Genomic DNA, 12,233 nt, shown 5'->3' with positions numbered 1-12,233 from the left:
CTTCAGTATTATCAAGAATCGATAATTATCGAGCGAATTCTTCCATATTGATTTCAACTCCAAGTCCGCTTGCGATTCTTGCTCCTAGTTCAGGATCTGCTCTAAACCAGTGGCAAAGCTGGCGCATGATTATTTCGTCTTTCTTCTCTCCTTCGATCTGGCTCATCGATCCAACGGTATTAGAAACCAGATTCGATTTAGCTTCTTCATTCATTACTCGGTATAAATTACCCGGTTGTGTGTAATGATCATCGTCCCCAGCTTCAGAAGCATTACGATCAAACCAATCGGCTTCAGCATCTGTAACTCTTGGCGCTTTCAGCTTATATTTTTCATCCACAGAAATATCGTCGAAGCTATTTGGGTAGTAATTTTCACTTCTACCACCATTTCCATCAACTCTCATAAACCCGTCACGCTGATAATTATTTACCATATAAGGACAACGGTTTACCGGAATTTGCTCATAATTTGCTCCAAGGCGATAACGGTGCGCATCTGGATACGATAATAGACGTCCTTGTAACATTTTATCTGGAGAATATCCCACACCATCTACAATATGTGCCGGCGCAAATGCAGATTGCTCGATTTGAGCAAAGTAATTATCGGCATTTTTATTCAATTCCATTTTTCCAACTTCGATCAATGGATAATCATCGTGAGGCCAAACTTTGGTAAGATCGAATGGATTCCATTTATAACTTTTAGCTTCTTCCTCTGGCATTACCTGGATCTTTAATGTCCAGCTTGGGAACTCGCCATTTTCAATATGTTCTAATAAATCTTGCTGTGCAAAATCTGGATTTTCACCTGCCATCTTAACTGATTCTTCATCGGTAAAATTCTTGATTCCCTGATCGGTTTTAAAATGAAATTTTACGTAAAAACGTTCATCTTTATCGTTAATCAAAGAAAAAGTATGCGATCCATAACCGTTCATATGACGAAAACCATAAGGCGTCCCGCGATCACTCATTAAAATAAGCACCTGGTGTAGCGACTCTGGATTTAGCGACCAGTAATCCCAACGCATCGTTTGCGATTTCATATTCGTAAACGGATGGCGTTTTTGAGTATGAATAAAATCACCAAACTTCTTAGGATCTTTTATAAAGAAAACCGGCGTATTATTTCCTACCAGATCCCAGTTTCCATCTTCAGTATAAAATTTAAGCGCAAAACCACGTGGATCACGATCTGAATCGGCAGAACCTTTTTCTCCACCTACCGTAGAGAATCTTGCCAGCATATCGGTCTTCTTACCAACTTCAGAAAATATTTTTGCTCTTGTATATTTAGTAATATCATTTGTCACTGTAAATGTACCAAAGGCACCAGAACCTTTAGCATGTACCACACGCTCTGGAATTCTTTCTCTATTAAAATGAGCCATTGTTTCATGAAGCACATAATCTTCAAGTAATAACGGCCCTCTTCTACCAACGCTTAACGAATCTTCCTTTTCTACAAAAGGTCTTCCGGAAGCAGTGGTTAATTTTTTCTCTTTAGACATAATTCTAGCTTTAGTTTCAATTTTTTTAAAGGTAAATAGGATGTTTCAATAATAGAAATCGATAATTTTAATTTATTCATAAATTTTTATAATACTAGAAGTATTAGAGATATCTTATATTTGAAAAAAAGCTCCATGAAAAAGTTACTTTGCCTATTCGTTATTTTCTCTTTAAGCTCTTGTGCTGAACTGCAGGATATTGCCAGCCAGTTACCACAAGGTAGTTACGGTGTTACAAATACTGAAATTGCCTCTGGATTACGCCAGGCGCTGGATTTTGGAATCGACAAACAGGTTACAAAACTCACCCAGGAAGATGGCTTTTTTAAGAATGAATTAGTAAAAATCACTTTACCGGCAGAATTACAAAAGGTCGATAAGACCCTACGTGATGTTGGATTAGGCAATTTAGCCGATCAGGGACTTAAGGTTTTAAATCGCGCTGCAGAAGATGCTGTTAAAGAAGCAACACCGATCTTCGTAAATGCAGTGAAAGAAATTACCTTTAACGATGCTCGCAATATCTTATTAGGACAGGATGATGCAGCAACGCAATATTTGGTTGGGAAAACCAAATCTCAACTCTACGATAAATTTAACCCTGTAATTACAAATTCTTTAGATAAAGTTGGCGCTAACCAGATTTGGAGTAATATAATCGATCGTTACAACAGCATTCCGCTAACTAATAATGTAAATTCAGATCTTTCAGATTATGTAACCTCTGAAGCTTTAAACGGAGTTTATACGATGATAGCGGTAGAGGAAAAGGATATTAGAAATGATCTCTCTGCAAGAACAACTAGCCTATTAAAACGAGTTTTTTCACTTCAAGATTAGATTATCAAAAATATTTTAACATTTGATCAAGCTTATCCGCAAACTTTAAATTAACATTAACTGCCGCTTAATAAATCTTAAAAACACCTCATTGTATCTTTGTAGTATAGATGATGAAAGACTGGAGTATGTTTAAAATATTCAAACAAAGATCAAAAGAAGAATGCATGTGTGAGAAATACACGCAGCTAATGCACAAGGCTTACAAACTAGCCTTGGTGGACAAAGAACGTAGTGATAAGATTAATGCGAAAGCTAAAACAATCCTACGAGAACTAAGACGTATGCATTATCCTGAAGTTGAAAACTGGGCTACAGAATAATTTATTTTAATGTAAGGTTTTAAAATAACTAACCGCTTTTTCCAATCTTGAACCATACCAACTAAAATATTCGCCATCCACAAGAATTGCATGAAGTCCTAACTTTTTAAATTCTTCAATGTGTTCTTGTTTAAACGGAAATGGCTCGCTAGATAATAAAACCACATCTGGTGAATATTCAATCAATTGTTCCTTATTTATTGCCGGATATCGATTTCCGGCAATTTTATTTTCGAACTTATTTAGTTTAAGAAGCTCGTTGATAAAGGTATCATTTCCTGCCGCCATGTAAGGATCTTTCCAGATAAGATATAAACAGCTTTTCCATTTCTTATGCTGAATTTCTTCGGAAAAAGTCGCTAACTTCTCCTCTATTCTATCAACTAATTTTAAAGCCTTTTCCTCAACATTAAAAATTTCACCATAATCATTTATAAGCTGAAGCGAATCTGAAATACTCGAAACTTCTGAAACATGTACCGGGGCGATTTTCTCTAATTCGGCTACCATTGCTTTGGTATTTTCTTCCTTATTGCACAAAATAATATCTGGCGCTAAAGCTTCGATCTTATCTAAATGTACAGTTTTTGTGCCGCCAACTACCGTTTTTTCCTTTCGAAGATGCTCTGGATGCACACAAAATTTTGTGATACCTAAAATACTATTTTTTAATCCAAGATCGACTAAAAGCTCCGTCTGGCTTGGAACTAAAGAAACAATGCGCTTTGGAGTATCGCTAAGAAATAATTTTCGGCCTAAATGATCGAAAATCGTCATAAATATTATTCGAATTTCTCTAATTCTTCAGCCATTTGCTGCTGTAGAATTTCAGCTTTTGCAGCGGCAACTTCAGCAAAATTATTATTTGTAGAAGCATAAATAATTTTACGGCTGCTATTTACCAAAAGGCCAACATCTTTGGTCATTCCGTATTTACAAACATCTTCTAATTTACCGCCTTGTGCTCCAACGCCGGGCACAAGAAGAAAACTTTCTGGAACGATCTTACGCACTTCAGCAAGATATTCGGCTTTAGTGGCACCAACCACATACATCAGATTTTCTGAATTCTCCCAGCTTTTAGAAGTTTCCAAAACTCTTTTGTAAATCTCAGTATCATCAGATTTTAAAGTCTGAAAATCGAAAGCACCTTCGTTAGAAGTTAAAGCCAGTAAAATGGTATGCTTATCATCGAATTCTAAAAAAGGCTCAACAGAATCTTTGCCCATATAAGGCGCTACGGTAACCGAGTCGAAGCCCATATCTTTTAGAAATGTCTTCGCATACATTTTAGAGGTATTACCAATATCGCCACGTTTGGCATCTGCAATAGTGTAAATTTCTGGATAATTATCGTGAAGATAATCGATGGTTTTTTGTAAAGCTTCCCAGCCTTTTAAACCACAGGCTTCATAAAAAGCCGTATTAGGTTTATATGCCACGCAAAATTGATGCGTGGCGTCTATAATTGCTTTATTAAAACTAAATATTGGATCTTCCTCAGAAAGTAGATAGGTTGGAATCTTTTTGAGGTCTACATCTAAACCTATACATAAAAACGATTGCTTTTTTCTAATCTGCTCTACTAACTCCTGGGTGGTCATATTTAGTTTTTAGATGGCATTTAAAATTTTATTCTAAAACGCCGAATATTAAAATATATCTGAATTCTCTTTAAGCTTTTCGGTATTTTCTACCAATCTTAGCTCATCAATAATTTTCTGAATATCTCCGTTTACGATATTGGATAGATCGTAAAGTGTTAGGTTAATTCTGTGATCTGTTACACGCCCTTGTGGATAGTTGTAGGTTCTAATTTTTGCACTACGGTCACCACTTGAAACCATCGAATTTCGCTTTGCAGCATCGGCTTCCATTTTCTTTGCAAGCTCCATTTCATATAAACGAGAACGTAAAACCCTAAAAGCTTTCTCCCTGTTTTTATGCTGCGATTTTTGATCCTGACATTGCGCTACCAAACCTGTAGGTTCGTGAGTTAAACGCACGGCAGAATAGGTTGTGTTCACCGACTGCCCACCAGGCCCCGATGAACAGAAATAATCGATACGTACATCTTTTGGATCGATCTCTACATCAAATTCTTCAGCTTCTGGTAATACCATAACTGTAGCTGCAGAGGTATGCACACGACCCTGAGTTTCGGTTTGCGGCACACGTTGTACACGGTGAACACCAGCTTCAAACTTCATGGTACCATAAACATCTTCTCCAGAAACTTCAAAGATCATCTCTTTAAATCCGCCACTGGTTCCTTCGCTAAAATCTACAATATTGTGACTCCAACCTTTACTTTCTACATATTTGGTGTACATTCTGTAAAGATCACCAGCAAAAATACTCGCTTCGTCACCACCGGTACCTGCACGAATTTCCATCACGACATTCTTAGCATCTTCAGGATCTTTAGGCACCAACATCATTCTTATCTTTTCTTCAAGAGCTGGTAATTCTTCCTTCGCTTCTTCCTGCTGAAGTTTTGCCATCTCGGTCATTTCTGGATCGCTTCCATCAGAAATGATTTCTTCAGCTTCTTTAAGATTATCGGTAAGTTCTATATATCTTTCACGCTCGTCCATAAGCGCTCTAAGATCTTTATATTCTTTATTAAGTTCAACGTAACGTTTCTGATCGGCAATAATATCCGGCTGGATAATAAGATCATTCACTTCATCAAAACGTTGTTTAACGATATTAAGCTTCTCTAACATACAATTCTTAAGAATTTAGATAGCAAATTTACAATAATTTGACTGAATTTTTATCTTCTCTAAACTTTACCTGTTCGTTTTCTTTATTTTAGTGCTAATCATAATAAAATTAGCTTTTTAACGCTTTTAATTTAAAACATCGATCAAAATCTCAAAATATGACTAACACTTTTGCTGTGTTTTTTCAATTTTACCGCAAGTTTTTAATTCCTTCACTTTTAATTAATCTGCTAATATTTTCTATTGGTAGTCCGCTTTTTGTAATTGTTTTAGATAAATTATTTATCGCTTTTATCATTTATCTTTTCTACCGATTCATCTCTACAAAAAAAGAGCTCGTGTTTTATTACAATCTTGGTTTTAGCCGATTGCAATTATTCAGTTTAGCCATTTTGGCCGATATTTTTCTTCTTAGCCTTTGTGCCACCATAAACTTTCTAATATGATCTTTGAAATTGATAATGTCGAGTTGTATTTTGATGATCATGCTATTCTTAAAGCGGCTTATGTAAAGGCTGAAACCGGGAAAGTAACCGGATTATTAGGTAGAAACGGTAGTGGAAAAAGTAGCCTTTTAAAAATTCTCTTCGGAACCTTAAAACCGAAATATAAACTACTCCGCATAGATAAAAAACCTATCCTGAAGCGCTTTTACAAAACCGGAAGAGTCGCCATGCTTCCGCAGTTTCCTTTACTTCCGCCTATAATTTCAGTAGAAAAGGCTTTTAAACTATATAATATCGATTTTGGTGATTTTAGCAGTGTTTTTTCTGAAATGAATGCAGTAAAACATCAGAAAGTACGGGAACTATCTGGCGGGCAGCAACGAATTATCGAAATCTATCTGGTCTTAAAAAGAAATGTAGATATTGTTCTTTTAGACGAACCTTTTGCTCAACTTTCCCCATTGATGATCGAAAAATTTTCAGAAATTATTCAGCAGGAAAAAGAACAAAAAGCGATTATAATAACAGATCATCGATACGAGGCGATATTGGATGTTTCAGACGATATTTATTTATTTCAGCATAAACAAACAACACTGGTGCATTCAGCAAAAGAACTTGTTAAGCTGGGATATTTACCCAATTAGATCTTCACATCAATATCAATAAAATTTTCTTTTTTATTTGTGGTTGCTGCGTAAAGCATTAAGAAACCAGATCCAAGAATATTAAACGCATGATCTGCGTAGTAGAATTCGGGAAAATCAAGATAATACCCAATAAAATAGGTTAGATCTGAAAAGATCATCCAAAGCACGGCGCACATATAAAAGATACTCTTAAGATTACTATAGCGATTACTATAGGAAACAGCGATAATAATAGTAAGTATGGCAATAAAAGCAAAGGCATAAAAACCGGGACTAAATAATTCTTCAGCATGTTTTAAAGAAATCATACTTTCCAGCTCGAACAGCAAAACAAGATTTATCGCTACCAGAATTGCACCTATAAAAAATTCTAATCCGGTAATTTTTAACCGCTTTAATTTTTTTGCACCAATACTTCCTACAATAACAAATGCAGCTCCTCTACTAATAAATGTTAGGGCGTTGAAAATGGGATTTTCAAAATAAATAAGGGAGAAATCGCAGATCGAGAACAATAGAAGTATAAAAAATAATTTCCAGGAAAAGGGCTTATGTAAAGTTGCGGTAATAAAAAAGAAAGCGGTACCAATAAACCGAACCCATCTACTTACCTCGTCACTAAACATCGATAAACTTGCAAAGTTTACCGCAACCCAAAACACAATGGAAAAAACAATTAATTTTCTTCGTTCACTCATCTAACAAACAATCAGATTTTCACAAATATAATGAGATATTCCAATAAAAAAAGCTATAAAATTAACACTAAAACAATTTTAGTTAACCTTATAGCCCTTTTATTAAATTAAGTGTAAAATCTACGAATAATAATATTCGCCAAATTCACTCTTTATCGTTAAGGATTTTTTATCTGAAGCTTCTACTCTTCCCACCACCTTAGCATCGATATTAAATGACTTGGAAATTTCGATAATTTCTTCTGCAAGCTCTGGTTTTACGTAGATTTCCATGCGATGCCCCATATTAAATACCTGGTACATCTCTTTCCAATCTGTTTTACTTTCCTGCTGAATTAACTTGAATAATGGCGGAACTTCAAAAAGATTATCTTTTACAATATGAAGATTATCAATAAAATGAAGAATTTTTGTTTGTGCCCCTCCACTGCAATGCACCATCCCGTGAATCTCTTTATTACTGAATTTAGATAATATCTTCTGAATTACAGGTGCATAAGTTCTTGTTGGCGACAATACCAGTTTGCCGGCATCTAGCGGAGAATCCTCAACCTCATCGGTTAATTTTTTTCCTCCAGAATATACAAGATCATTTGGGATCGAAGCATCAAAACTTTCAGGATATTTTTCAGCTAAGATCTTTGCAAAAACATCGTGACGAGCAGAAGTTAAACCATTACTTCCCATACCGCCGTTATATTCTTTCTCGTAGCTGGCCTGCCCAAAAGAAGCTAAACCAACGATCACATCGCCAGGTTCGATATTACTATTATCGATTACCTCGCTACGTTTCATTCTGGCTGTTACCGTAGAATCTACAATAATCGTTCTAACCAAATCACCAACATCTGCGGTTTCACCACCGGTAGAATGAATTTCTACGCCAAATTCTTTAAGATCTGCAATAAGTTCTTCTGTTCCGTTAATGATTGCTGAAATTACCTCTCCCGGAACCAAACTTTTATTACGACCAATGGTTGAAGACAATAAGATCTTGTTGGTAGCACCCACACAAAGTAGATCGTCAATATTCATAATCAAAGCATCCTGGGCAATACCTTTCCAAACAGAAAGATCACCAGTTTCTTTCCAGTACATATAAGCTAAAGATGATTTTGTACCGGCACCATCTGCATGCATGATCACGCAATAATCCTCGTCACCGGTTAAATGATCTGGAATAATTTTACAAAATGCTTTAGGAAAAAGCCCTTTATCTACATTTTTGATCGCGTTATGCACATCTTCTTTACCTGCTGAAACACCACGCTGACTATACCTTTTACTTACGTCCTGACTCATGAATTTGGTTTAGGCGTCAAAGATAAACAGTTTTAAATTCTTTAAGAAGTTTCTAAAAAGAAAAAGCCCTGCAAGTTACAGGGCTAAAATCTTTAATTTTGAAAGAAATTATCTAGTGAACAATAATTCACGGTATTTAGTTAATGGCCAAAGCTCATTATCTACCAGTAATTCTAATTTATCGCAGTGATATCTAATCTCGTCAAAATGAGGTTTTACTTCATTACAGTAAGACTCTGCTTTTTGCTGAAGATCATCAAGCTTATTTGCTACTTTTCTAGCGTCGATCATTGCATTTACCTTGCTATTAATTACCGCAATATGTGTAGAAACTCGCTCGATAAGATCAAGTTGTTCTTTTGCATGTTTTTGATAATCTTCACCGTAAATACTTTTTAATCCGGTTACATTCTTAATAAGAATATTTTGATAGCGAATAGCAGTTGGGATTACGTGGTTTCTAGCAATATCGCCTAAAACTCGACCTTCTATCTGTACACGCATGGTATACTCTTCTAGCTCGATCTCGTGACGTGCTTCGATCTCGATCTTATTCATTACTCCAAGATCGCCGTAAAGCTGCACTGCTTTTTTAGAAATTTGGGCTTTAAGAGCTTCAGGAGTAGTTCTATTATTACTTAAACCTCGTTTAGCTGCTTCTTTTTCCCAGGCTTCACCATAGCCATCACCCTCGAATCTAATCTTTTTGCTCTGCTTGATATATTCTCTAAGAACATTAAAGATGGCATCGTCTTTTTTCATCTTTTTGCTCTTGATCAATTTATCTACTTCAACTTTAAATTCTTTAAGTTGTTTTGCCATGATCGCATTTAGCACCGTCATTGGGTTTGCACAGTTTGCGGTAGATCCTACTGCTCTAAACTCAAATTTATTTCCGGTAAATGCAAAAGGTGAAGTTCTATTACGATCTGTATTATCCAATAAGATTTCAGGAATCTTACCAACTACATTCAATTTAAGATCTGTTTTTTCCTGCGGAGATAATTTTCCTGAAGTTACTTTTTCAAGTTCATCTAAAACCGCAGTTAACTGACTACCAATAAATACTGAAATAATTGCCGGCGGTGCTTCATTTGCTCCTAAACGATGATCGTTAGATGCACTTGCTATCGATGCTCTTAATAACTCTTCATTCTCGTAAACCGCTTTTATCGTGTTGATAAAGAAAGTTAAGAATTGAAGGTTTTTCATAGGAGTTTTTCCAGGAGACAAAAGGTTTACTCCCGTATCTGTTCCCAAAGACCAGTTATTGTGTTTACCACTACCATTAATTCCGGCAAATGGTTTTTCGTGCATTAGTACTACAAAATGATGACGCTCTGCAACCTTGTTCATCACATCCATAATTAAGGAGTTGTGATCTACAGCAAGATTGGCTTCTTCAAAAATTGGTGCAAGTTCAAATTGATTTGGAGCAACTTCATTGTGTCTTGTTTTTACAGGAATCCCCAATCGCATACATTCGATTTCTAAATCCCTCATATAGGCTAAAACTCGAGAAGGTATCGATCCAAAATAGTGATCATCCAACTGCTGTCCTTTTGCAGGAGAGTGTCCTAAAAGTGTACGCCCCGCTAACTGAATATCTGGACGTGTTGCAGCTAAAGCAGAATCTATTAAAAAATACTCCTGCTCCCAACCTAGAGTAGCGTTTACTTTAGTTACATTTTTATCAAAATATTTTGCAACGTCTGTCGCTGCCTGATCTACCGCCTGTAATGCACGAAGAAGCGGAGTTTTATAGTCTAAAGCCTCACCGGTATACGAAACAAAAACGGTAGGAATACATAAAGTAGTTCCCCAGATAAATGCTGGTGATGTAGGATCCCATGCTGTATAACCACGAGCTTCAAAAGTATTTCTAATTCCGCCATTAGGAAAACTAGACGCATCTGGTTCTTGTTGTACTAAAGAACCGCCTCCAAATTTTTCTATAGCAAGACCCTCCCCAATAGTTTCAAAAAAAGCATCATGTTTTTCGGCCGTTGCCCCGGTTAAAGGCTGAAACCAGTGCGTGTAATGGGTTACTCCTTTATTGATCGCCCATTCTTTCATTCCTGCAGAAATATGATCTGCAATAGTTCTGTTGATTTTTGCGCCGGTTTTAATCGCATCCATCACATTACTATAGGCTTCTTTGGTGAGATATTGTTTCATCACCGACTCATTAAAGACATTACTACCAAAAATCGAAGAGCGTCTTCCTTCCTCTTCTATATTTAAAGATCTTCGGTTAAAGGTTTCTTCTATTGCCTTAAATCTAAGTGTTGACATGTTAAGCTGTTATGATTAATAATATTTTGTATTCAAATTTAAATATTTATCAGTAGAACACCTTCAAAATCATCAAATAATCTAAACCCCATAAATTTTAGGGGGTAAATTTCAGAAATTAGAAATTCTTACGAAATCACCCCTCAAAAGATATACTTTGTATATAAAATATTATATTTTTGTTAACGTTAGACGTTCAATTTTTTATAAAACCGAATTAGATTATGAGCAAATCAAAACTGGAGTATATCTGGCTTGATGGTAGCAAGCCGACTCAGAAGTTACGTGGTAAAACAAAAGTAGTTACCGATTTTTCCGGAAAACTTGAGGACTGTGAAGTATGGTCTTTCGATGGATCTTCAACAGGTCAAGCTGAAGGAAACTCTTCTGACTGCCTACTAAAGCCAGTATTTATTTGTCCAGATCCACAACGTAAGAATGGTTACCTTGTAATGTGCGAGGTACTTAATTCAGATAGCACACCACACGAAACTAATGGTAGAGCTACTATAGACGATGAGGATGATGATTTCTGGTTTGGATTTGAGCAAGAATACTTCCTAATCGATAACGAAACAGGTAAACCACTAGGATTCCCAGCAAATGGATATCCAAGACCACAAGGACCTTACTACTGTTCTGTTGGAGCAAGTAATGCTTACGGTAGAGCTATCGTAGAAGAGCATTTAGATGCTTGTCTTGAAGCAGGATTAAATGTAGAAGGTATTAACGGTGAGGTTGCTGCAGGACAATGGGAATACCAGATCTTCGCAAAAGGAGCTGCTGCTGCTGGTGACGAAATTTGGGTTGCTAGATATTTACTGGAAAGAATTGGAGAACAATACGGAGTATCAATAGATCTTCATCCAAAACCACTAGGAGAATTAGACTGGAATGGTAGTGGTATGCACGCCAACTTCTCTAACTCTACTTTAAGAAATGCCGGAAACCGTGAAACTTACGAGAAAATATGTGAAGCTTTCCGTCCAGTTGTTAAAGAACATATCGATGTTTATGGCGCAGATAACGACATGCGTTTAACTGGTAAGCACGAAACTGCTTCTATCCACGACTTTAGCTACGGAATTTCAGACCGTGGTGCATCGATTCGTATTCCAATCGCAACTGTAGAGCGCGGATGGAAAGGATGGCTAGAAGACAGAAGACCAGCTTCTAATGGTGATCCTTACAAAATTGCAAGCCGTATCATTAAGACGGTAAAAAATGCAGAATAAGCTTTAGGCTAGATTATAATCAATCTTAGATTAGGCGCTTCACATGAGGCGCCTTTTTTATTGAATGCTATTTAATTATACTGAAATTAGTCTTTTGATAGCAGGTTTTTTTCTGAAGTGTAGTGTTTATAGAAAATAGTTTTTGCAATAAAATCATGACCAAATGGGCTGCTTGCAGCGGCGTTTCAAGAGTCTACCT

Annotated in this window: 11 protein-coding genes; 4 read left to right on the top strand and 7 right to left on the bottom strand. The window is 36.3% G+C overall.

Annotated elements, in window-relative coordinates:
* Positions 1 to 25: 25 nt before the first annotated feature.
* Positions 26 to 1,516 (bottom strand): catalase, encoded by a 1,491-nt coding sequence (locus BM201_RS08570; protein ID WP_092541642.1) that lies wholly within the window; start codon positions 1,514 to 1,516, stop codon positions 26 to 28.
* 135 nt (positions 1,517 to 1,651) lie between these two features.
* On the opposite strand from BM201_RS08570, the gene BM201_RS08565 reads away from it, so the two are divergent.
* Positions 1,652 to 2,356, top strand: a complete 705-nt coding sequence (locus tag BM201_RS08565; RefSeq protein WP_092541640.1) for a DUF4197 domain-containing protein — start codon at positions 1,652 to 1,654, stop codon at positions 2,354 to 2,356.
* A 128-nt stretch (positions 2,357 to 2,484) separates the two neighbouring features.
* A complete protein-coding gene (locus tag BM201_RS08560) occupies positions 2,485 to 2,679 on the top strand; it encodes a Lacal_2735 family protein (RefSeq protein ID WP_092542309.1) in 195 nt (64 codons plus the stop codon).
* A gap of 6 nt (positions 2,680 to 2,685) precedes the next feature.
* Here BM201_RS08560 and BM201_RS08555 read toward each other — a convergent pair whose 3' ends face one another.
* Genes BM201_RS08555 through prfA form a run of 3 tightly spaced genes read right to left on the bottom strand, consistent with a single transcriptional unit; the run spans position 2,686 to position 5,408 of the window.
* Positions 2,686 to 3,456 carry an ABC transporter substrate-binding protein gene (locus BM201_RS08555; RefSeq protein ID WP_092541638.1) on the bottom strand — a complete coding sequence of 257 codons (771 nt, stop codon included), beginning with the start codon at positions 3,454 to 3,456 and terminating at the stop codon, positions 2,686 to 2,688.
* 5 nt (positions 3,457 to 3,461) lie between these two features.
* Complete coding sequence (gene pyrF / locus BM201_RS08550) at positions 3,462 to 4,283, bottom strand: orotidine-5'-phosphate decarboxylase (protein ID WP_092541636.1); 822 nt, start codon at positions 4,281 to 4,283, stop codon at positions 3,462 to 3,464.
* Positions 4,284 to 4,331: 48 nt separating this feature from the next.
* Positions 4,332 to 5,408: a peptide chain release factor 1 gene (gene prfA / locus BM201_RS08545; RefSeq protein ID WP_084842620.1), complete on the bottom strand. Its 1,077-nt coding sequence runs from the start codon at positions 5,406 to 5,408 to the stop codon at positions 4,332 to 4,334.
* A 442-nt stretch (positions 5,409 to 5,850) separates the two neighbouring features.
* Between prfA and BM201_RS08535 the strand changes: the two genes are divergently transcribed.
* Positions 5,851 to 6,501, top strand: coding sequence for an ATP-binding cassette domain-containing protein (locus BM201_RS08535; protein ID WP_092541633.1), 651 nt, complete (start codon positions 5,851 to 5,853; stop codon positions 6,499 to 6,501).
* On the opposite strand, the gene BM201_RS08530 is transcribed toward BM201_RS08535, so the two are convergent.
* The 3 genes from BM201_RS08530 to BM201_RS08520 all read right to left on the bottom strand — a co-directional run bounded on the left by BM201_RS08530 (position 6,498) and on the right by BM201_RS08520 (position 10,799).
* On the bottom strand, positions 6,498 to 7,202 hold the full coding sequence (locus tag BM201_RS08530; protein ID WP_092541631.1) for a hypothetical protein: 705 nt from the start codon (positions 7,200 to 7,202) through the stop codon (positions 6,498 to 6,500). The genes BM201_RS08535 and BM201_RS08530 overlap by 4 nt on opposite strands.
* A 120-nt stretch (positions 7,203 to 7,322) precedes the next feature.
* Positions 7,323 to 8,504 (bottom strand): AIR synthase related protein, encoded by a 1,182-nt coding sequence (locus tag BM201_RS08525; protein WP_092541629.1) that lies wholly within the window; start codon positions 8,502 to 8,504, stop codon positions 7,323 to 7,325.
* Positions 8,505 to 8,612: 108 nt separating this feature from the next.
* On the bottom strand, positions 8,613 to 10,799 hold the full coding sequence (locus BM201_RS08520; RefSeq protein ID WP_092541627.1) for a glutamine synthetase III family protein: 2,187 nt from the start codon (positions 10,797 to 10,799) through the stop codon (positions 8,613 to 8,615).
* Positions 10,800 to 11,023: 224 nt separating this feature from the next.
* On the opposite strand from BM201_RS08520, the gene BM201_RS08515 reads away from it, so the two are divergent.
* Entirely contained in the window at positions 11,024 to 12,034 is a 1,011-nt protein-coding gene (locus tag BM201_RS08515; RefSeq protein ID WP_092541625.1) for a glutamine synthetase beta-grasp domain-containing protein, read from the top strand.
* Positions 12,035 to 12,233: the final 199 nt, after the last annotated feature.

This window comes from Zunongwangia mangrovi (assembly GCF_900112105.1).
GTDB classification, from domain to species: Bacteria; Bacteroidota; Bacteroidia; order Flavobacteriales; family Flavobacteriaceae; genus Zunongwangia; species Zunongwangia mangrovi.
The sequence above is the reverse complement of the archived record's forward strand: the minus strand, read 5'-3'. Positions and strand labels throughout refer to the sequence as shown.

What these genes read in the sequence shown, in the direction of transcription:
- BM201_RS08570 (WP_092541642.1), bottom strand. Translation starts at nt 1,516, where the DNA reads ATGTCTAAAGAGAAAAAATTAACCACTGCTTCCGGAAGACCTTTTGTA.
- BM201_RS08565 (WP_092541640.1), top strand. Translation starts at nt 1,652, where the DNA reads ATGAAAAAGTTACTTTGCCTATTCGTTATTTTCTCTTTAAGCTCTTGT.
- BM201_RS08560 (WP_092542309.1), top strand. Translation starts at nt 2,485, where the DNA reads ATGTTTAAAATATTCAAACAAAGATCAAAAGAAGAATGCATGTGTGAG.
- BM201_RS08555 (WP_092541638.1), bottom strand. Translation starts at nt 3,456, where the DNA reads ATGACGATTTTCGATCATTTAGGCCGAAAATTATTTCTTAGCGATACT.
- pyrF (WP_092541636.1), bottom strand. Translation starts at nt 4,283, where the DNA reads ATGACCACCCAGGAGTTAGTAGAGCAGATTAGAAAAAAGCAATCGTTT.
- prfA (WP_084842620.1), bottom strand. Translation starts at nt 5,408, where the DNA reads ATGTTAGAGAAGCTTAATATCGTTAAACAACGTTTTGATGAAGTGAAT.
- BM201_RS08535 (WP_092541633.1), top strand. Translation starts at nt 5,851, where the DNA reads ATGATCTTTGAAATTGATAATGTCGAGTTGTATTTTGATGATCATGCT.
- BM201_RS08530 (WP_092541631.1), bottom strand. Translation starts at nt 7,202, where the DNA reads ATGAGTGAACGAAGAAAATTAATTGTTTTTTCCATTGTGTTTTGGGTT.
- BM201_RS08525 (WP_092541629.1), bottom strand. Translation starts at nt 8,504, where the DNA reads ATGAGTCAGGACGTAAGTAAAAGGTATAGTCAGCGTGGTGTTTCAGCA.
- BM201_RS08520 (WP_092541627.1), bottom strand. Translation starts at nt 10,799, where the DNA reads ATGTCAACACTTAGATTTAAGGCAATAGAAGAAACCTTTAACCGAAGA.
- BM201_RS08515 (WP_092541625.1), top strand. Translation starts at nt 11,024, where the DNA reads ATGAGCAAATCAAAACTGGAGTATATCTGGCTTGATGGTAGCAAGCCG.